This window comes from uncultured Mucilaginibacter sp. (assembly GCF_937859865.1).
Lineage (GTDB): Bacteria > Bacteroidota > Bacteroidia > Sphingobacteriales > Sphingobacteriaceae > Mucilaginibacter_A.
On sequence record NZ_CALMAT010000115.1, the window covers coordinates 12,160 to 33,641 of the forward strand.

Below are 21,482 nucleotides of genomic sequence, written 5' to 3' on the forward strand. Positions count from 1 at the left end.
CGGTTATTAAAAAAGGCACAAGTTTTCGCTTGTGCCTTTTTGTTTACGGTTGTCTGGCCCCGTTGTTTTCCGCCTAAAACACGCTTTCGGCTAAATTTCCAAAAGCTTTGTTTATTTCAGGCCATGCTTCTTTTATGCCGGTAAAATCAGTGTTGGCTTTTATAAACCTCTCCCGAAGTACAAACAATTGGTTGGTTTTGATGACGAAGTTGTTTAAACTTAATTTCAAATGCTTCTTTTAGGGCATAAAAATAAAAGACACACCCCTTGCCCCGCTCAAAAGGGGAACCTGCAAACGACGCCTTTTTAAACGTTAGAAAAGTAGCAAGCTATGCCTCCCCTCTCGAGAGGGGCAAGGGGTGTGTCCTTTAACAAAAATCTGTAAATGAATAATAAAAGTTTAAACAATTTGGGGATAAAAGAAGCATCGGCAATAGCTTGCACAGAGATTAAACAACCGTTGTTTAATTTTATTTTTTGTAGGAACAAGGCTATTTACAATAACAAGCAACTCATCCCCCTAACCCCCCTTTAAAGGGGGAAGCTTGTCGCCTACCTTTTTAACGTTTAGAAATCTGGAGATGGAAAAGTAAAAGTCCTGGTTCTTTTTCATCTTCTAAAGGGGGAAACAGGTCGCCTACCTTTTTAACGTTTAGAAATCTGGTTATGGAAAAGTAAAAGCCCTAGCTCTTTTTCCGTTTCTAAAGGGGAAAGTACATCGCCTACCTTTCTAACTTTTAAAAATTTGGAGATGGAAAGGTAAAAGTCCCAGCTCTTTTTCATCTTTTAAAGAGGGAAGCTCGTCGCCTACCTTTTTAACGTTTGGAAATTTGGAGATGGAAAGGTAAAAGTCCTGGCTCTTTTTCATCTTTTAAAAGGGGAAGCTTGTCGCCTACCTTTTTAATGTTTAGAAATCTGGTTATGAAAAATTAAAAGTCCTGGCTCTTTTTCATCTTTTAAAGGGGAAGCTTGTCGCCTACCTTTTTAACGTTTGGAAATTTGGAGATGGAAAGGTAAAAGTCCTGGCTCTTTTTCATCTTTTAAAGAGGGGAGCTTGTCGCCTACCTTTTTAACGTTTAGAAATTCGGAGATGGAAAGGTATGCGCCCCGGCCCTTTTCCCCCTTTGAAGGGGGCCAGGGGGATGACCTTAATTTTTACCCGATAAAAGAAGCATCGGCAATAGCTTGCACAGAGATTAAACCATCGCCAAAACAATTGTCAAAACCAATTCTGCCATCCGTTCAACAATTAAATGTACCTTTTGCAAAAGCTGTAGGGTATAATAGGTTTGGAAAAAAAGGCCATGCTTTCCCGGTGTTGGAATAAAACGGTAGCGCAGCTATCTTCGCCCTAACCTTTTTTTCAACGTACGAGGTTTAAAAATCCGATAAAACAACAACCCATGTCCAACCCATTCAAGCCGGTTTATATTTTTCTGTCTTTTGTGCTGCTGCTTTCATCCCTGCAAAACGGCCTGGCCCAAAACAAAAAGGCAAAGGCGCACCGCTCGGTCAGGGATTCTTTGCGCGAAAAAGTATTGGAAAGGGATTCCGTGATCCGCTCTTTCAAACACTCAAAAAGTTCGCTTAACCTGCTTTTGGGGAAGATTGAAGATTATAACAGTTCTTATACGGAGATCAATTCGGATTTTTCCAAAGGCTTTGATACGTTGGACATCAGCCAAAACCTGCCCCAGTTGGAAAGAAGGATGGGTTCGATGCGTACGATCATCAACAACTCGACGACGTATGGAAACCTGGTTACCATACGCAGCTTGATTGACCACCTGAAAGAACAGTTGGGCACCTGGCAGGATCAGCTTACCCTTTATAACAACCAGCTTGACAAAGTAGGCGCCGATATTGCAGCATTTAAAGCAGATTCTACTTTGCGCACCGCCCCTGCTGACAGCAGTTTGAGGGAAAGAAGCCTGATCCAGGTAAAGGCGTTGGAAAAAAAGTGGGCAGGCTTAGATAGCAGCACCGAAAAATCAATGATTAAAATCGGGCTGTTGGAAAACAGGGTTTCCTCGCTTTCTATTTTGATGATTGACCTGGACGACCGGATTGACCTCAGGATCCATGAGTTTACGGTCAAGGCCATGACAAACGAGTATGGCTTTATTTGGGACATGCACCAAAAAGAAAGCAAAAACCGTTTGGATTCTGCCCTGGTCAAAACCTACAAGCTTAATACAAGGCTGTACAGGTACTTTTTCACCAGCAAATCAAACTACTGGCCGCATATCATCAGCGTGCTGTTGCTGATCGGCTTTTTAATTTGGATCATCCACAGCAGGCAAAAAATCAGGAAGCTGAACCAAGGCTACCAAAGCATTTTCAACCAAACCCATTACATCGTAAAACACCCGATTCTGTCGGCCCTTACCGTGGCCAGCATCCTGTCGCCTTACTTTTACGACCATCCTGCACAGGTATTTTCGCATACCATGCTCCTGGTCATGATGGCTTCTATTGGCTTGCTGATCAAAAATTATTGGCCAAAACCCTTGTTCAGCTTTTGGGCCATGCTGTTTTTAGTGGCCATAATTTATTGTATCAGCAGTTTATTGATCCAAATAACTTATGCCGACCGCATCATCCTGTTGCTGCTGTCTGCCTTTATTATTTATCGGGCACTCAGGTTAATCAAGCAGTTAGAAAATTCTTCAACAGCTTATCCGCCATATACCGATGCCCTATTAAAAGTGTTTATCGCTTTGCAGGCAATATCGGTTTTGTTAAACATCGCAGGAAGGTTTAGCCTGGCCAAAATAGTGGGCGTTACCAGTACCTTAAACCTTTGCCTGGCCATGGGCTTTTATTTGTTGGTGCAAATAGTAATGGAGGGCCTGTTTTTACAGTTGGAAGCCGGGAAAGCGGACAAAAGTAAAAACGTGTCTTCTTACTTTGATTTTAATACCTTACAAACAAAAATCAAAGCAAATATGATTAAAGCGGCGGCTTTGCTTTGGCTGGTTGCTTTGGCCAAAAACCTCACCATTGATGATTATATTTATGATGAGGCCAGTGATTTTTTAAACCGTCCTTACAAGTTCAGCAGTACGGCCTTTACGTTCCGCAGCGTGCTGATTTTTATGGTCATCATCTGGATATCCGGTTTGCTTGCCCGCGTCATCAGTTATTTTTTTGATAACCCCGAACAGCAAACCTGGCTTACGCCGCAGGCCAAAAAAACCAGATCTTCCATTTTGCTGATCCGTTTAACGGTATTTGTGGTTGGTTTTTTTGTGGCGATAACGGCAGCCGGAATCCCGATGGACCGCGTAACGATCATCATCGGTGCCTTGGGCGTAGGTATCGGTTTTGGTTTGCAAAACATCGTGAACAACTTAGTATCGGGCATCATCCTGGCGGTAGAAAAACCGGTACAGGTAGGCGATATTATTGAAGTGAGCGGGAAATCCGGCACGATTAAAGAAATAGGCATCCGCTCCAGTAAAATCGAGTGCGGAGACGGTTCGGAACTGATTGTGCCAAACGGCGACCTGATATCGCAGCATGTGGTAAACTGGACGCTGAACAACAACAACCGCCGGGTCGAACTTTTGGTGCGGGTTGCTTACGGGTCAGATGTGCTGAAAGTTGAAGAGATCCTCCGTTTAGTGATCACCAACCGGGAAGACATCATGAAAACGCCCGAGCCCTCTATCTTTTTAAACAACTTTGGCGAGAAAGCAATTGAGTTTAGGGCCTGGTTTTGGGCTGCAGAGATTACCCGTTATTTAAGTTTAAAAAGCAGCGTGATGAGCGATATTTACACCGAATTTGCCAAAGAAGGCATCGAAATACCAAAAGGCTGAAAAGGAAATGCTGCTGCTGAAAAGGCCGGAAAAAACCTGTCCTTCATTACAAAAACCGATGATACTTCTTTTATGCCTGTTTTTTTGGTATTGGTATTTATATTAATTTGTTTAAACTTATTTCCAAATGCTTCTTTTATCAAGTAAAAATTAAGGTCATCCCCCTAACCCCCTTCAAAGGGGGAAGAGGGCCAGGGCGTATACCTTTTCATCTCCAACCTGTTTATCTCCAACTTATAACCGTTAAAAAGGTAAGCGACAGGCTTCCCCCTTTGAAGGGGGTTAGGGGGATGAATTGATTTCTATCCTTTCTTCTTATAAAAAAGTTGAAACAACTTCACCGTTAAAAAAAGCGACACAAACCAATGATTTTTATGTGGTAAAAGAAGCATTGAAAATAAACGGAATTTGCTTGCTTAACCTATCCTGCGCAAATAGTACAATAAATAATATAACTTCGCTTCAATCAATCCTCAATCTCAATGAACCATCCAATTACCCGTTCAACTGCCGTTTTATTTTTGCTCCTGTTTGCTTTAAATGCTTGCAAACAGGCAGATAACAAGAGCCAAAACCAAAAAAACACTTCTGCCGCCGATCAGAATTGGTGGAAAGAAGCCGTGGTTTACCAGATTTATCCCCGAAGTTTTAAAGACAGCAATGGCGATGGCGTAGGCGATTTGAACGGCATCACTTCTAAATTGGATTATATCAAAAGCTTGGGCATCAATACCGTTTGGCTCAACCCGGTTTATTCTTCCCCAAACACAGACAATGGTTACGATGTGAGCGATTACCGCAACATCATGAAAGAATTTGGTACGATGGGCGATTTTGACAAAATGCTGAAAGGAATGCACGAACGCGGCATAAAGCTGGTAATGGATTTGGTGGTGAACCACAGCAGCAACCAGCACGAATGGTTTAAACAATCGCGTAGCTCGCGCAGCAACCCTTACCGTAATTATTACCACTGGTGGAATGCAGAACGGGGCAAACCGCCCTACCGTTACAGTTTGTTTGATGTAAACCACGATGCCTGGAAATACGATTCGCTCACCAATGCTTATTACCTGCACTATTTTTCTGTCCAGCAGCCGGATTTGAACTGGGAAAACCCGAAAGTAAGGCAGGAAGTGTACAGCATCATGAAGTTTTGGGCAGACAAAGGGATTGACGGTTTCCGCATGGATGCTTATCAGTTTGCGGCAAAAGACACTACTTTTCCGAAAATACCAGTGAACGGACAAAATTTTATGAAGTATTATGCCATCGGTCCGCACTTGCACGATTATTTAAAGGAAATGAACCGCGAGATTTACAGCAAGTACAACCTGATGAGCGTAGCAGAAGGTGCCGGAAACTCCTTGCAAGATGCACATGATATGGTAGATGCCGACCGCCACGAACTCAATATGGCTTATGCTTTTGATGGCGTTAGCGTTGCTAAGGCCAACGGTTACAGTTTGTTGGAATTAAAAAACGTTTTCAGCAGATGGGACAGCGCGTTTGCCAAAAAAGGCTGGTTGTCTATCTTTTTGGCCAACCACGACCAAGCCAGGTTGGTAAGCAGGTTTGGTAACGACAGCCCGGAATTTAGGGAAGTTTCCTCAAAAATGTTGAACACATTTTTATTGACCATGCGTGGCACACCTTATGTTTACAATGGTGATGAACTGGGGATGACCAATGCCGGTTTCACCAAAATAGAAGATTATAACGACATTGCTTTACGGAACGAATACCAGCATATGGAAAACACCGGCGGCGACCTGAAGCAATTTTTGCAATTGGCCGGAAAAGAAAACCGCGATAACAGCCGTACGCCTTTTCCCTGGAACGGTTCGGCAAATGCAGGTTTTACTACCGGAACGCCGTGGTTAAAAATTAACCCAAATTACAAAACGATCAATGCTTCGGCAGAAGACAAAGACCCGAACAGTTGCTTAAACTACTTCAGAAAAGTGGTAAAACTTAGAAAAGACAACCCGGTACTGGTTTATGGCAAATACACTTTGCTTGACAAAAGCAACCCCAACGTTTATGCTTATACCCGCGAGTACAACGGCAAAAAACTGCTCGTCCTCCTCAATTTTAAAAATAAAGCGGCTGTAGTAAACACAGGGATTGACCTGGCCAAAGCAAAAGTATTGTTGGGGAATTACGCCGAACCTGCGCAAGATGCCAAACTGCGCCCTTATGAAGCCGTGGTTTACCAGCTCTAAAACCTTAAATTGTTGATGCTTCTTTTACCACCATAATTTCGGGCTGTAAACTTACTACAAACCACACTGATTTTTAGGTGCTAAAAGAAGCATCCGGGAAATGGGCAGGAAGAAATTAAAACAGGTTTGTAAATTTGCACTTGCCTAAAGCTACAACCATGAAAAAGTTTTTTACCCTAAGCATTGCCTGTTTATTTTTTGCGGTTGCCCATGCACAGCAACTTTCACCGGCACAATTGTTTCCGGGCTTGTTTCAGGCGGTGCAGCTTTCAGGCGTTTATCCTGATAATAAAACTTTTGTTGATGCCCTCCCAAAACAAGACCCTGCAATTATTTTAAAAGCTTACAACCAGCAAAAAAACAAACCGGATTTCGACCTGAAACAATTTGTAGACGCTTACTTTACCGCGCCCGGAAGCGGCAGCAATAATTTTACGAGCGATGTTAAAGCCGGTATCCGCGAACATATTGATACCTTGTGGCAGGTGTTGTACCGAAAACACAACATAGTTCCTCCCTATTCTTCTTTGATTGCGCTGCCACACGATTTTATTGTTCCCGGCGGCCGTTTCAGGGAAGTTTATTATTGGGATTCTTATTTTACGATGCTGGGTTTAAAACAAAGCCACAAAAACCAGTTGATCAAAAATATGGTGGACAATTTTGCTTACCTGATTGACCATTTTGGCTTTATCCCCAACGGAAACCGGACTTATTATTTAACCCGTTCGCAACCGCCGTTTTTTGCCATGATGGTTAGTTTGCTGGCAAAAATTGAAAGCGATACCGTTTTAGTGCATTACCAGCCCGAGCTTTTGAAAGAATACGCATACTGGATGAGCGGCACGAACAATTTAAAAAACGGTCAAGCTTTTAAAACTTTGGTAAGGCTAAATGACGGGACTTTATTAAACCGTTACTGGGACACGAGCGACCAACCGCGGGAAGAATCATACAAACAAGATGTGGCAGCAGCCAAATTGACCAAACAAAAACTGCCTGATTTTTACCATAATATCCGTGCCGCCGCTGCTTCCGGTTGGGATTTTAGCAGCCGTTGGTTTGATGCTTCCGGCAAACTGGAAACGATTCAAACTACCCATATTATTCCGGTTGATTTGAACTGTTTGCTGTACCATTTGGAAACCGTAATTGCACAATCGTATGCTTTACAAGGAAATACGGCGCAAAAACAGTACTATCAAGCCAAAGCCGCAGAACGGAAAAAAGCAATTTTAGCTTATTGCTGGGATGAAAAGGCAGGCTGGTTTATGGATTACAACTGGAAGCTGCAGCAGGTTTCTCCGGTTGAAACCCTTGCCGGCGTTTTTCCTTTGGCGTTTGGGCTGGCTTCAAAAACCCAGGCGGAAAGTGTAGCGCAAAAATTAAAAACCAAGTTTTTAAAATCTGGAGGTTTGGTTAGTACCGTTAACCGTACAGGCCAGCAATGGGACGCGCCAAACGCCTGGGCACCTTTGGAATACATGGCGATTGACGGCCTGGAAAAATACCAGCAAAAAGAGCTGGCCAAAGAGGTTGCCGAAAGATGGATCGTCATTAACAACCGTGTTTTTGAGCAAACCGGAAAGCTGATGGAAAAGTACAATGTGCTGGACACGGACGTGAAAGCAGGCGGCGGAGAATATCCTTTACAGGACGGTTTCGGCTGGACAAATGGTGTTTTGCTGGATTTAATGAACCGGTATCATGTCAATCCTTAAATTACCGATGCTTCTTTTATCGGATAAAATTTAAGTTTAGGGTTTAGGGTGGTTTAAATTTCATTGTTTTTTTGGCTAAAGCCAATGCCATCATTTTTTATCCCCGGCCTAAAGGCCGGGGAAATTGTAAAAAAACCTGTAAGATAAGCTTTGGGTATATTGCCCCAGCCTTTAGGCCGGGGGTTAGCAAACAGGCACAAGCTTTAGCCAAAACCCCTACAATTCTTGCTTGTTATCATAATTTACCCAGTAACCTGATACTTCTTTTACCGGCATAAATTTGATAACAACCGTCTTCCCTACTTCTTCATCACCAATTTATCCACCACCAAATCGCCAACTTTTTTTCCATACGCATGGGCAACGATACAGGAATTATGAAAGTGCAAACCGCCGTAAAAGCGCGCCCAATTGTTTTCTTCGGCAGCCGCATAAAAGGATTTGAACATGCGGCTTTTGATGCCAAACTCCAGTTCCGAAGTATCACGGTAAGCTAAATGATCGCCGTAAACACTCGTTAATGCTTCGGCAGCAGCCGATGAAATGGTAGAGTGGCCACAAGTATATTCGGGAAAAGGCGGCGTTTGCAAATGTGGGCGCCAATCGGCATTAAAAAATTTCGTGATTACGGTTTCCGGTCGGGCAGTATTGTAAAAATATTTGGCGTCCCAGCATTGGATAAAGGCATCAAACAAAGCAATCGAAGTTTTGGCAAAACCGTAAACCGTGGTCGGGAAATCAGCTTTGGCATTTTGGGCAGCAATTCCGGCAATGCTCATCCAATGTCCGGGCGGCGAAAACTTTTTGGTGATGTACTGTACATGGCCCAACACATTTAATTTCCCTGGGTTATCGTCCCAAAAATCGGCAATTTCCTTTTGCTCGGGCGTTAGTTTGCCGGTAACGTTCAGCATGTATTTCACTTCCTGGTAATACTTACTGTTTTTATCACGTACATTATAAACTGGTGGCGGCGGAACCCGAAACTGACTGGCACTATCCATCAACATCGGCCTAATTTGCTGCCAATGCGGCTCTACTGCTGCTGCATACGAAGGCGGCGTTGGTATCCACCGGCCTGAAATATTGCTTTTGACCGAATACTTTGAAGCACTGCGGGTTTTTAAATAATTATCGCCTTTGCTCCATTTTACAATCGCAGCGGTAACCTGTTTGGCATAACTTTCGGATGCGGCAATCATTTCGCTGGGCATCCCGTGTTCTTTGGCCATCGTATGCAAACTATCAGTATAATATTGCATGCTTCCTTCAGGGAAAGTAACCGCTTGCCCAACGCCGCAAAAAGCCAATAATGCAGCATATTCAAAATCTATTTTTTCGCCTGCTGCGGGTTTTGGCACTTCTTTTAAGCCATTTAACTGGCCGCATAGCGAAGTATAATGTTGCGGGTTTCCAGCAGCAATTACTTCATAAGCAGCAATATTGGCATAAGCGTAGTTTCTGGAAGCAACAACCGGCGTAAAGTTATTGCCCATCACAATACCGTTCAATTCGTGCACGGTTCGGCTGTACATTGCTGGGTCGTGCAGGATTTGTTTGTAGTCGTTTTTTTTGCAGGAGGATAAAACAATAATTCCTGCTATAAAAAAAAGAAGGCGTTTCATGCTCATTCAAAAATTAGATAAAAATTTGCCCGATAAAAGAAGCAGGCAAACAATTGGAGTGAATATGGAAAATTGCTTTTTCAATTTTACTTAACCATATAAGTTTTATGTTCCGGGCCGATACCTGTAATCGTCAACGATTTCCATTTAGCAGGAAGCTTGCTTTTAACTTGCGTAATACCATTTGGCGTGATATCTAACCCGCCAAAACCCATCAGCAAACTTTGTAAAATCCCGCCTGCACCTGTGGCAAAATAAGGGTTTGTCCCGCCTTTCGTTTCTGCGATTACGCGGAAAGGTGGAACTAAGTTTGGCTCATAAGATTCTTTAAACCAATGATAAGCCTTTTCCCCATTGCCCAAGCGCGCATACAACAAGGCAAAAATAGCTTGCGTCATGGCCGGTGTCCCTTCATTCGGAATTCGCGTTTCATAATAACTCAGGTCTTTTTTGATTTGCGCAGGTTCCGTAATTACTTTAAGCGGATAAGGCAACAAGTTTACATCGCCCTGTTTAATCCCTTCGCCATGATAGGAAGCATGTTCTTGCGTTACGCCGTTTGCCATTTTCAAAATCGGGATATTTTGAGCCACCAAAGCCCAATCTGCATTAGCCGGAAACCCTAATAATTTAGCTGCTGCCGCTGCGTTTTGCAGGTTTACTTTTGCCGCTGCGTTGGTAAAAGCGTTGTTATCCACGTTTTCTGCCCATTCATCGGCTGCTACTACATTTTTGATGTCGAAATGCCCGTTTCCGTTTCTTTCTACGCGGCTTGCCCAAAAATCGGCTGCAGCAGAAAGTATCGGCCAGCCCCGTTCGCGCAGCCAGGTTTTATCTTGTGTTACGCAGTAATAATTCCAGGCTGCGTTGGCCACATCGGCTGTGATGTGATGCTCAAAAGGACCACTCAAAGCCCAAACCGGCGTTTCTTCTACACCTGTCCCGGCACTTTCCCATGGAAACATCGCCCCTTTAAAACCGTGGGAAAAAGCATTTTTGCGGGCGGCTTCCAACCGTTCAAAACGATATTCGACCAATGATTTGGCAATCTCCGGATGCAGAACCAGCAAGGCCGGGTACATCCAAACTTCGGTGTCCCAAAAAACATGTCCGTTATAACCCAAGCCCGAAAGCCCCATCGGCGAAGGCGAAAAAGCAGTTCCGGCGCGGGAAAACGAATACAAATGGTACAACATACTGTGCACATCTTGCTGAGTTTGCGCGTCGCCTTCAATTTTAATATCGCTTTTCCATAACTCGTCCCAGGCTTGGTTATGAAATTTCAGCAAGCGGTCGTGTCCTTCCAACCGGGCAAAAATGGTTAAGCGTTCGGCTTCGTTCAGCGGGTCATCGTGGTGGGCAGAAGTAATGGAGGAACCAACCACCGAAAAAGTATAAGTTTCGCCGGCCTTCAAACTTTTGCTGAATTTCATCTGGTGCATATTGCTGTCCCACATTTCGTGGATTACGGCTGGCTCTTGCCCGTGCGGTTCATTAAACAAAAAACTGGTAGAAGCGCACAATTGTAACTTCCCGGTAGGGCTTTTGGCCGTAGAAGTAAGCAGTTTTAAGGTTACGTGCGGCCGGTCAATCTCGTTATAATAATTCTGCACTTCGCGCAAAGCATCCGGCGCTTCCATTACGCTGGCCGGGGTAATGGTGATGTCTTTTTTCGCCGTGATGGAAATATCCATCAAAACTGTGAACGGCAACTGGCGCAAAGAATAGTAAGTGTATTTTACAGTTGCGTCATCAGCGTACAAAAAAGTAGTGGTAAAAGAAGCATGCTGCATATCCAGTTGCTGCTGCATATTGCTGGCGGCTTTGGCATCCAAACGCTTTCCGTTGATGTCCAAATTCATGTTCAACAAGTTAAAACTATTGAGGAAATTGCTCACTCGGCCGCGGCCGTACTGATCGTAAACCCCGGCCAGCACCACATTTTTCACTTTAAAAGGTTCGGGGGAAGAAACAATCCCGATCATGCCATTGGCAACGGTAACGCCAAAATAATTTGCAGGATCAATTTTATCGGCGGTGATACGCCAGGGATTAATGTTTTGAGCGAAAAGTTTGGGCTGAAGCAGGTTTAAAAGAAATAAAACGAATGCAATTTTTTTCATGGATTTGCTACAGGCATAAAAGGCAGGTTTATAATTAATACTTTGTACGATTAATTAATGTTGCTTCAGATTATTAAATAATTGGTTGGGCTAAGTTAGGCAAGAAATTTTTGGTATCACAATATTAGGAAATTTAAAAATCCAGCAAACGTTTACGAAATGCTTTACTGTTTATAACATCCCTGCTGTTTGTGCTGTGGTTTTGGCTGGCAAACTCGCTGAACTGGCATCATTTCTTCAATCCCCAAATTGATGCGTTACAAATTGTTGATACTTCTTTTATCACCTAAAAAACGGTAATTCGCAGTTAAATTATTATTATTGATTATGCTACATGGCAAGTATCTAAAACTGGTGCTTGCTTCATTTCTATCCTAAAAACATTGTTGCTGTTTATGCTGAAAAGAATTTTTGCCGGCCTGTTTTTACTGCTCGTCCTTATTTTGGCAGGTGTGTATTTTTTAATTCCAACCGAAATTTCAATCAATAATATCACCGTAAATACGAGTGATGCACATGCTTTTCAGTTTTTAGCGTACCAAAAAGAGTGGAAAAAGTGGTGGCCCGGAACTGCTGCTTCGGATTTTGAATACCAATACCACAACCATTTGTACACAATAAAACAACTTAACAATGATGATGTGGTTTTGCTGATCAGCAATCCTGACCTCAGCCTAAACACGCAGCTTTCTTTTATTGCTACCGATGCGGATAAAGTAAAGCTGAACTGGAACAGCGTTAAAACGAGCAGTTTAAACCCAATTAGCCGTTTTACTGCTTATTTGCAAATGAAGCGGGTTAAAAAAGACATGAACGCTATTTTGCTCCATTTTAAGCGTTTTATAGAAAATGACCGAAACATTTACAAAATGGACGTGCGGGTTAGCAAAGTGAAAGATTCGACCATTTTGGCCATCCATATTGTAACACAGCAATATCCGGAAATGAGGCAGGTTTACAGTTTGGTTGATCAATTGAAGCAGGAAATCCGCAAACAGAAAGCCAAAGAAACCGATGCGCCAATGCTCAACGTGCATCAAACCGATTTTAAAAAGTACGAAGTGATGGTTGGTATACCGGTGAATAAAGCGATTCATCCACCAAAAAATATGGTAATTAACAAAATGGTTTTAGGCGGAAATATTTTGGAAACAACCGTAAAAGGCGGACTAAATACCACGCGTAATGCTTTTAGCCAACTGGAAAAGTACAAAAAAGACCATAACCTGGTTTCGCCGGCCATGCCTTTTGAATCGTTAATTACCGACCGATCCGAAGAAAGCGATACGGCAAAATGGGTTACCATAATTTACTATCCAATTTTTTAGTTTTATTTCAGCGGCATCAATTTTGATTATTGATGCTTCTTTTACCGGCATAAATTTTAAAAAGACTTCAACACCAATTTTATGCTAATAAAAGAAGCATTGGCTAATGCACCAACAACAGGTTCCCTTCGTAAGTCATGAGCAGCATAAAACTTGTATTTTTTGTTTTGATGGGATACAAATATGTTACTTCCTCAAAGTTAAAGGCTGGGCTGACCCAATAATTTGGTGCCAAAAATTGTTTTTGCCTGGCATCATAACTTAAACCAGCCAAGCCCAAAGCATCGTATTTTCCTTCAAAAGGAATTACGCCCCAAAAATTTCCGTTGATCAACAACCCACTATTTGGCATCGAAACCATTGAACGAATGGGTGCCTGCTGATAAGGATAAGGCAATTCCCGGTAAGTTTTTGCATGTAAAATATCGCTGATAAAAATACTGCTGAAGATGTTGGCGGTTAGTTTGTGTGTTTCATCCAGCCGGTCTTTAAAAATTTCATCAGTTGTTTTATCCGCCATTTTCTGGAAACTCAACCATTCTTTCTTGATGTACGGCAATTCCTGCTCCAAATCGTTTTTTGGCCGGAAAGGATAATATTTGCCTTGAAAATTGTAAGACAGGATCAAATCATTCTTGCCTTCGCGGTCAACATCGTTGTTGTAGGCAAAAAGCGGTGTTTCGGCGGTAACGTTGTATTTATTGTTTAAACCCCAGTTTCCGGCTATCAAATCCAATTTTCCATCTTTGTCCACATCAGCAGCAACAGCCGTTTGCCACCAGCCTTTTAAATTGTTTAAAACCGGCAGCTTGAATTTTGAAAGCTGTTTGCCATCGTTCAAAAATATTTGGATCGGCTGCCATTCTGCTGTAATCACCAAATCCAGTTTTCCGTTGCGGTCAATATCTGCCGAAACAACATCTGTGATATACGGAATGCTCGTAATTTGCTGGTACTTCGTTTTTGCCGCAATTTCAAAATTTCCCTTTCCGGTATTCAGCAAGATCACTTGATGTGCAGGTGCAGTATAATCCCGAAAGGAAATACTTTTGGTGAGGAATACATCTTTTAAACCATCATTGTTAAAATCGTACAAAAACATTTTGGTGAAGTACCCCGGCAATTTTGGCAGTGGCTGATACATAAATTTATTATTGCCTTTGTTGATGTACAATCGTGGCGGCATCGTTTTATCATTTTCCAAAAACGGATGGTTAGCGGTGGCAACAATCAAATCCAACAGGCCGTCCTGGTTTACATCAAGCCATTGTGCATCGGTATCGGCAGCTTCCGGTAACTGGTTAAAAGCAGGAACAGCAACTTTTTTAAATCCTCCTTTTGCATCGTTTACCAGCAAATACTTTTCCTCTCCTGCTATTCCGCCAACGTAAATGGCATCAGAACCATCGTGGTTAATATCGGCAACTGCAATGGCCGGCGTGTGCGGCAAATACGAATGCGGCAACAAATAGTAGTAGTTAAAATCGGGCGTATCAAAGGTTTTTACATCGGCCAGCAACGTTGCCGTGCTTTGTTTATCGGTAAATTTTTCGGCTGGTTTTAAAAATTGCTGAAGCAAAGCTCCTAAATTATCCATCGTTTTTACCTGCTTGGCATCATAAACCAACGTCGTTTTTTGGTTGAATTTAAATTGGTGAATGGTTTGATAAGAATTATCCGGCCAAATAACCAACAACTCCGACGGTTTTTCTCGGCCGGGAAAGGTGAACAGCAAGTCCGGGCTTTGTCCGCTTTCAAAAGCGTTGCTGGTTTGTTTTTCTTGATGGTCAACCGTGTTTCCTGATTTTAGAAACAGTTTCGCACCAATTGCATCCACATTGTTTGTCTTAAATTTTAGATTGAAGCTGAGAAAAGCAGGCTTGTTTTGCGCATGGTTTTCTATTGTTGTGTTTTGATACAAAGAAGCGGGACTGTCCATATTATTGGTAACAATTTCCAAATCGCCGTCATTATCCAAATCAACCGCAACAGAACCGGCAGAAATAGTTGGCTCGTTCATATCATTTGTGCCAGAAATATCAGCGAATTTTAAGTTAGCTTCGCCGTGATAAAAAACATTATGGACGGCACCGCCCGGCATCTTGTCAATCTTATCCCGGTCAAAACGCCGGTTTGCCAAAAAGTCTCTGGTAAAGCCCGGCTCGCCCAGATACTTGAGGTAATCCATATCGTTGAGGCGTTTTTTGATGCCGTTCGAGAAAAACAAATCTTTGCGCCCGTCCATATCAAAATCCTGCACCAACGGCGACCAAGTCCAATCCGTTGCCGAAACACCAGCGTATAAGCCCATGTCCATAAACTTTTTGCCGTTGGCCACATTTATTTGTAGGCAGTTTTTAGAGTACTGATAATAAAAACCACTGTTTACTTCCTGGTTGTAAATATCCAGCGGCTCATCGTTGATGGTTGATTTCAGGTCTTTGATGTTTTCGGGCAGCATATCGGTCGTCAGCACATCCAACTGGCCATCTTTATTCACATCGTTCAAACTATTGCCCATCGAAAACAAACTGGTATGGCCGAAGGCGCTTTTTAACTGCTCTTTAAAAGTACCGTTGTGTTGGTTTACGTAATAATAATCCTGCTCAAAAAAATCGTTGCTCACATAAATATCGTCCCAGCCGTCGTTGTTCAAATCGCCCACACTCACGCCTAAACCGTAGCCAATTGGCGCGGCATAAATACCAGAAGACTTGGTTACATCGGTAAAATGCCCTTTATCGTTCCTAAATAAATGATCGCCGGCATCATGGCTGTATTTAAAACGCTGGGTAGAATCGCCATACGTATCGTTACTATGGACGGATGACGTGAGTAGGAACATATCCAAATCACCGTCTTTATCATAATCGGTAAATGAAGCCTGGGTAGAAAAACCGGCAAAATCAAGCCCGTACTTGGCCGCGCTTTCGGTAAAAGTGAGGTCATGGTTGTTGATGTACAACTGGTTTTTCCCCTTAAAACCTTTGTAATTGGCAACAACTGAAACGTAAATATCTTTATAGCCGTCGTTGTTGATATCAACTATGGTTACGCCGGTTTTCCAGTTTCCGGTTCCGGCTACGCCTGCTTTTGTAGTGATGTCTTCAAATTTTAAATTGCCTTTGTTCAAGTACAGTTTGTTGGATTTCTGGTTTGATACAAAATACAGATCGGCCAAACCATCGTTGTTAAAATCGGCCGAAGCAACACCGGCACCGTTGTAGAAATACAGGTAATCCAAGATGTTAACCGAATCGGTAGCCGTGTTTTTATTAACAAAATTGATGTGGGTTTGGGAAGGCGGCAACAGCTTAAATACCGTTTCGCCGGCTTTTTGCTTGTTGCAGGAGCAGCAAACCAGTAACAGTAAACCCAAGATCAATAAATATCGTTGCATGTATTGCTATTAATTTTACGGTTTGTTCAAGTTTTATTTACGGTACTGATGCTTCTTTTATGCCTAAAAATCGATCATGGCAAATTGTTGATAGTTCATAGCGGATAGCTGACGGCTGATAGCTAATAGCCATTTGCCAATTTTTATGTGCTAAAAGAAGCATCCTAATTATTGAGTTGAAATGCTTTCGAAGGCTCGTCGTTGATCCCAAAAAGATAATATTTGCCACCTTTATTGTTTTTGATGATTAAAGATGAACGCACTTGTCCGTTTAATTTTAAACCGCTTTTTGCCGGTTCTGCATAAGTAAAACCGTTTTTATTGTATTGGTAAAAAAGCCCGTAACTGGCATCCAAACGGCCAATCTCGGGTTTGAAACCGTAAAAGTTACCGCCCATCATCATGGTTTTTGTGCCGTTATTGCTGATGTCATCACATAAAATGGTGTTGATGCAGGATAATTGTGCGCGAAAAGGAAAAGGCTTGCAGTTAAAATGTCCTTTGCCATCATTAACAAAAATTGCCGAAGCGAGATTGTTCACTTCATGTGTTTCGGCCTGGTTTAGCATATCCTCTGTAAAAACCTCTTTAAATGGTTTGCCGGCATAATTTTCGTACCGTAAAAAACGCTTTTTAAACAAAGGCATTTGCCCAACCAAATCCTGGCGCATATTCAGTGTGTATTCTATGTGGTCGGTTTTGTACATCGAAGTAACACATTCGCGCGTTCCGTTTCCGTCAAAATCTTTGATGTAAATCTTCATCGGCTCGGTAGCAGAAGCACGAAATTTGGAGTTTAAACCGAGGTTACCGGCAATAATATCCAAATTGCCGTCGCCATCCACATCGGCAACTTCCAAACTGCACCATAAGCCTTTGTAATTTTCAAGTTGCTTGTCTTCGGTAAATTTCCCGTGGTTGTTCATCAGTTTTTTGATGCCCATCCAGTTGCCGGCGATGATCAAATCCGGGTAACCGTTTTTATCAATATCCACCCATTTTGCTGCTGTAACCATTCCCAACTTGGTATTTCCGCCTAAAACTTCTTTAGAAACATCTTTAAAATGACCTGTGCCATCGTTTTGGAAAACATAAGAATTGGGCGACGAACCATAAGTGCCGGGAACGCTTCTGCCGCCAACAAACAAATCCAAATCGCCATCTTTATCATAATCGCAGGCGATAACCACGGAAGCATTTACAGCAGCATGAAGGGTTTTTTCTACATTTCGGTGGAAATTGCCTTTGCCATCGTTCTCAAAAAAACGGGGAAAGTAAATGGGCGTGCCTGCTTCGTCCTCATTTCCGCCAATGCCAATGATTAAATCCTCGTCGCCGTCTCCGTCAAAATCGCCGAAGGCTGCACCTGCTGTTTCTAAGTACGATTGCTTTTCAAAATCCTTTGGAATGTACTTTTTAAACTTCCCGCTTTTTTGCTGCATATAAATGGAGGCTGCCGTGCCTTTAGAACTGCCAAAATAAAAATCCTGCAAACCATCTTTGTTGATGTCGCCAACAGCCATAAATGGGTTTTCCATCGAAAGCCGCTGCTGCATCAGCTTCTCGTTATCAAAATCAATAAAGTCATCTTCGGTATGTTTTGGGATGCTGTCGAACAAGATTTTGGTGGTCTCTTTCAATACTGTTTTTACCGGTGTTTTTTTAAAATTGTACTGGGCAGTGGCATTTTTGCCGTAAAACGTGTAGCATTTGTTGGCTTTCAAATTTTTAACGGTTTGGTATTTGCCGCCCGGCCAAATAATTTGTACCGAGTCAACCATCGTATTTCTGCCCAAACCAATGGTTAATAAATTGGGCGAGGTACAACTTTGGAAACCTCGCGTTGACTGGTTATAATAAATTTGGGAAGTGTTTTTGTTGAATGTTTTGATGGTTGTGCCGATGCCAAAACGGTTTAAGCCTTCCTGCCGCAGCTTTACCTGCAAGTAGTGGTTGCTGTTTTTATCGGTATTGTTTTTATAAATGAAGGGCGGCATGTTTACGTTGTTCACCACCAAATCGTTATCGCCGTCGTTATCCAGGTCGGCATAAGCAGCACCGTTGCTAAACGAAGGCTGATCCAGGCCAAAATCTGTAGCTTTGTTTGTAAAAGTGAGGTTATGGTTATTCAAAAAGCCGTAGTTTGGAATTGGCGTTGATTTCATTTTATCCGTAAAATCACGAAAGTTAAACTTCTTTTTCTCGCTCACTTTGTCCATGTTTTCGCGGTTGCCCAAAAACTCGATGTAATCCTGGTCGGTCAAATCCTTATAAATCCCGTTGGAAACAAAAATATCTTTCCAGCCGTCGTTGTTCATATCAAAACTTAAAGCGCCCCAACTCCAATCCGTAGCGGCAACACCGCTGGCAAAAGCAATTTCAGAAAAAGTATTGTCGCCGTTGTTTAACTGCAAACAGTTTTGCATAAACTGGTTATAATAGCCATCGTGTTGTTTTAGCTTGGTTACATCGTATGATTCAAAAGAAGTCATCTTTTTCAACCGCAGATCGCCTTCGGGCAACATTTCGGTGGTAAAAATATCGTACTGGCCGTCGTTGTTGATGTCTGCAATATCAGAACCCATCGAAGCCAAACTTAAATGGCCGGTTTCTGCTTGGATATCTTCTTTAAAAGTTCCGTTTTTTTGGTTGATGTATAAATAATCGCGTTCAAAAAAATCATTGGAAACATAAATATCCGGGTAGCCGTCCTGGTTAATATCAACCACCGAAACACCTAGGCCAAAGCCAATATCGCTGGAGTAAATGCCGGCTTCTTTGGTGATGTTGGTGAAGTGGCCGTTATCATTTCGGTACAAACGTGCGCCGCCCTGTTTATCAACCACGCTTCTCAAATTAGAGCTAAAATCAAAAGAACCGATTGGCCGGAAAGAATTGTTTAAAACGAAGCAATCCAAGTCGCCGTCATTGTCCAGATCAAAAAAAATGGCTTGGGTAGATAAGCCGCCGTCAACCAAACCGTACTTTTCGGCTTCCTCTTTAAAAGTGCTGTTGTGCTGGTTGATGAAGAGTTCGTTGCCGCGCAAGTCCCCCGGCTTATTGCCGCTGTGGCAAACGTAAATATCCAGCCAGCCATCACCATTGATATCCACCATGGTTGCGCCGGTGCTCCAGTATTTGGTGCCTTTAACACCTGCCTGGTCGGTTACTTTTTTGTATTTCCAGTTGCCCTGGTTTAGGTAAAGCTGGTTGCCGTTTTGGTTGGAAGTTAAAAATACATCGTTTAGCCCGTCATTGTTTACGTCGCCAATGGCCACACCGCCGCCGTTGTAAAAGTTACGGAAGGTAAACACGTTGGTTTGGTTGGTTTCAGTAACGGTGTTTACAAAATCAATACCTGTTTCGCCGTTATCCTGCAAGGTAAATAAAGTGTTCTTTTTACCGGAACGACAAGCGGAGAAAGCAAACCATAAAACGGCAAAAACATAAATCAAAATCTTTTTCAACATCATATATAACAATAAACGTAGCGATTTTAGCCGCTACGTTTAAAATATTTAGAAATAAAAATTAATGACTAAATGCTAAACCGCCCTGTTACAAATCCTGTATCAACAATACTTCTTTTAGCACTATAATTTAAGTCATACAAATACACTTACTGTTTTTACCGGCATAAAAGAAGCATGTAGTTAACTTTGATTTTTAAATGAGGCCTGTTAATAGCCTGCGTTTTGTGTAAGGTTTGGGTTAGAATCAACTGCACGTTGTGGAATTGGGTAAACAGTACGTGATTTATCAGATACCGAAGGCCGCTGGTCAACGGGATCATTAAATGTTCCAAACCTAATCTGGTCATTCCTTCTCCAGCCTTCCCAATACAATTCGCGGCCTCTTTCAGCCAGTAAAGCTTTGGCATCAAGTGCGGTTAATTCACTTGCCCCGCGTGTTGTTCTAATGTTGTTAACTATTGCAAGTGCGGTTTGTCCGTTAGGATCAGTTCCTCCCCGCATAATAGCTTCAGCTTTCATTAACAATACATCTGAATACCGCAAAATAACATACGTATTGGTTGCATAATCATCATTTACAGAACCATCAGCTTTTGGTTGTGGAAAGTATTTGATCACCCTGATGCCTTGGGCTTCTGTAGAATAATTTAAATCAACATTGGGTGTAAAAATTAACGGAGAACCGTTTCTTTGCGTTAAGGCAACATGGCCGGGCCCATATTGCTGCCCCAGTAAAAACCCGGTTGTTAAACCGTTTAGGTTAGTTAAACCCGGATATGATCCGCCTATACGCTCATCTTTAGGTTCAAATGTTTTGTAAAAATCAGCAAGCGTGGTAAAACCGTTCCAACCGCTTGGGCTTTGGTTGTAGTGCATAACCATCCGCCACCGATTGTGTGCATTGGCAGGGGCATTTGTGGATGTATTAACTAAACCTAATATAATTTCCTGGCTAAGGGTTGAATTGTTCCAGGAGAAATTATCAAAGTATTTGCCCGGGCCTGCTAATTGATAGCCGGCAGCTATTACTTTATTTGCATAAGTAATAACTTTGTTCATGTCGTCTGCAACAAAAGTAAAAGGCCCGCCAACGGTAGAAGCTTTGTAAACAGCTTTGTTTAAATAAACTTTGGCCAACAATGCATCTGCTGCAGCTTTGCTTGCATGCCCCGCAACAGCAGTAGTACCTAAATTAGTGTCTGCATATTCTAAATCTTTGATTATAAAATCTGTGGCATCGCTGCGATTGTAAACAATCGGGTTTGCATCCGAAGATGCTGCCGGATCCCTAAAGGGAGCCTTACCATATAAATCAACAACTTGGAACATAAAATAAGCCCTCAAAAAACTGGCTTCCGCTTTATTTTGAGTAGAAACACCTGAGGTATTGATTACTTGTGTTGCGCGGTAAACACCAGTGTTCAATTCATCCCAAGTATCGCTCACCTGTTGGTGAAAGGCATCCCACGTGTGTGTATGCAGTTTACGCCACACCCCAAAATCACCCCAATCTGTGCCTCTGGTTGGCCCCATCATTTCATCGGTTGGGTGCTCTTGCAAAGCATAGGTATTTGCCTGGTTTGTTTGCCCGTTTAACTGGGCATATACACCGTTCAAATCAGAAGCAGAGCCTGCGCCACCAGTGGAAACTGATTTTGACCCATAAAGTTCTTCGTTCAACTTGGTACAACTTATGGCAGTAAATACAAGTCCTGCCATAGCGACCATTCCTATTTTCAATGTTAAATTTTTCATGTTCATGT

Annotated in this window: 12 protein-coding genes; 5 read left to right on the forward strand and 7 right to left on the reverse strand. The window is 42.4% G+C overall.

What is annotated here, in order from left to right:
* Positions 1 to 73 precede the first annotated feature (73 nt).
* Both Q0192_RS11875 and Q0192_RS11880 read right to left on the reverse strand, forming a co-directional pair.
* Complete coding sequence (locus Q0192_RS11875) at positions 74 to 229, reverse strand: hypothetical protein (protein WP_299289696.1); 156 nt, start codon at positions 227 to 229, stop codon at positions 74 to 76.
* A 501-nt stretch (positions 230 to 730) separates the two neighbouring features.
* Positions 731 to 868 (reverse strand): hypothetical protein, encoded by a 138-nt coding sequence (locus Q0192_RS11880; RefSeq protein ID WP_299289697.1) that lies wholly within the window; start codon positions 866 to 868, stop codon positions 731 to 733.
* 123 nt (positions 869 to 991) lie between these two features.
* On the opposite strand from Q0192_RS11880, the gene Q0192_RS11885 reads away from it, so the two are divergent.
* From Q0192_RS11885 to treF, 4 genes are all read left to right on the forward strand, one after another.
* On the forward strand, positions 992 to 1,327 hold the full coding sequence (locus Q0192_RS11885) for a hypothetical protein (RefSeq protein WP_299289698.1): 336 nt from the start codon (positions 992 to 994) through the stop codon (positions 1,325 to 1,327).
* Positions 1,328 to 1,403: 76 nt separating this feature from the next.
* A complete protein-coding gene (locus Q0192_RS11890) occupies positions 1,404 to 3,824 on the forward strand; it encodes a mechanosensitive ion channel domain-containing protein (RefSeq protein WP_299289699.1) in 2,421 nt (806 codons plus the stop codon).
* A 482-nt stretch (positions 3,825 to 4,306) separates the two neighbouring features.
* Complete coding sequence (locus Q0192_RS11895; RefSeq protein ID WP_299289700.1) at positions 4,307 to 6,049, forward strand: alpha-glucosidase; 1,743 nt, start codon at positions 4,307 to 4,309, stop codon at positions 6,047 to 6,049.
* A gap of 158 nt (positions 6,050 to 6,207) precedes the next feature.
* The gene (treF, locus tag Q0192_RS11900; protein WP_299289701.1) at positions 6,208 to 7,770 is read left to right on the forward strand and encodes an alpha,alpha-trehalase TreF; all 1,563 of its coding nucleotides are present in this window, start codon (positions 6,208 to 6,210) and stop codon (positions 7,768 to 7,770) included.
* Positions 7,771 to 8,069: 299 nt separating this feature from the next.
* Here treF and Q0192_RS11905 read toward each other — a convergent pair whose 3' ends face one another.
* Entirely contained in the window at positions 8,070 to 9,395 is a 1,326-nt protein-coding gene (locus tag Q0192_RS11905) for a vanadium-dependent haloperoxidase (protein ID WP_299289702.1), read from the reverse strand.
* Positions 9,396 to 9,481: 86 nt separating this feature from the next.
* Positions 9,482 to 11,518 carry a glycoside hydrolase family 65 protein gene (locus Q0192_RS11910; protein WP_299289703.1) on the reverse strand — a complete coding sequence of 679 codons (2,037 nt, stop codon included), beginning with the start codon at positions 11,516 to 11,518 and terminating at the stop codon, positions 9,482 to 9,484.
* Between the two features lie 395 nt (positions 11,519 to 11,913).
* On the opposite strand from Q0192_RS11910, the gene Q0192_RS11915 reads away from it, so the two are divergent.
* Complete coding sequence (locus Q0192_RS11915) at positions 11,914 to 12,846, forward strand: GyrI-like domain-containing protein (protein WP_299289704.1); 933 nt, start codon at positions 11,914 to 11,916, stop codon at positions 12,844 to 12,846.
* Between the two features lie 103 nt (positions 12,847 to 12,949).
* On the opposite strand, the gene Q0192_RS11920 is transcribed toward Q0192_RS11915, so the two are convergent.
* The 3 genes from Q0192_RS11920 to Q0192_RS11930 all read right to left on the reverse strand — a co-directional run bounded on the left by Q0192_RS11920 (position 12,950) and on the right by Q0192_RS11930 (position 21,474).
* Positions 12,950 to 16,246 carry a VCBS repeat-containing protein gene (locus Q0192_RS11920; protein ID WP_299289705.1) on the reverse strand — a complete coding sequence of 1,099 codons (3,297 nt, stop codon included), beginning with the start codon at positions 16,244 to 16,246 and terminating at the stop codon, positions 12,950 to 12,952.
* 164 nt (positions 16,247 to 16,410) lie between these two features.
* Positions 16,411 to 19,719 (reverse strand): VCBS repeat-containing protein, encoded by a 3,309-nt coding sequence (locus tag Q0192_RS11925; protein ID WP_299289706.1) that lies wholly within the window; start codon positions 19,717 to 19,719, stop codon positions 16,411 to 16,413.
* 207 nt (positions 19,720 to 19,926) lie between these two features.
* Complete coding sequence (locus Q0192_RS11930; protein WP_299289707.1) at positions 19,927 to 21,474, reverse strand: RagB/SusD family nutrient uptake outer membrane protein; 1,548 nt, start codon at positions 21,472 to 21,474, stop codon at positions 19,927 to 19,929.
* Positions 21,475 to 21,482: the final 8 nt, after the last annotated feature.

Coding starts and splice junctions, on each gene's coding strand:
- Q0192_RS11880 (WP_299289697.1), bottom strand. CDS start 868: ATGAAAAAGAGCCAGGACTTTTACCTTTCCATCTCCAAATTTCCAAAC.
- Q0192_RS11890 (WP_299289699.1), top strand. CDS start 1,404: ATGTCCAACCCATTCAAGCCGGTTTATATTTTTCTGTCTTTTGTGCTG.
- Q0192_RS11895 (WP_299289700.1), top strand. CDS start 4,307: ATGAACCATCCAATTACCCGTTCAACTGCCGTTTTATTTTTGCTCCTG.
- treF (WP_299289701.1), top strand. CDS start 6,208: ATGAAAAAGTTTTTTACCCTAAGCATTGCCTGTTTATTTTTTGCGGTT.
- Q0192_RS11905 (WP_299289702.1), bottom strand. CDS start 9,395: ATGAAACGCCTTCTTTTTTTTATAGCAGGAATTATTGTTTTATCCTCC.
- Q0192_RS11910 (WP_299289703.1), bottom strand. CDS start 11,518: ATGAAAAAAATTGCATTCGTTTTATTTCTTTTAAACCTGCTTCAGCCC.
- Q0192_RS11915 (WP_299289704.1), top strand. CDS start 11,914: ATGCTGAAAAGAATTTTTGCCGGCCTGTTTTTACTGCTCGTCCTTATT.
- Q0192_RS11920 (WP_299289705.1), bottom strand. CDS start 16,246: ATGCAACGATATTTATTGATCTTGGGTTTACTGTTACTGGTTTGCTGC.
- Q0192_RS11925 (WP_299289706.1), bottom strand. CDS start 19,719: ATGATGTTGAAAAAGATTTTGATTTATGTTTTTGCCGTTTTATGGTTT.
- Q0192_RS11930 (WP_299289707.1), bottom strand. CDS start 21,474: ATGAAAAATTTAACATTGAAAATAGGAATGGTCGCTATGGCAGGACTT.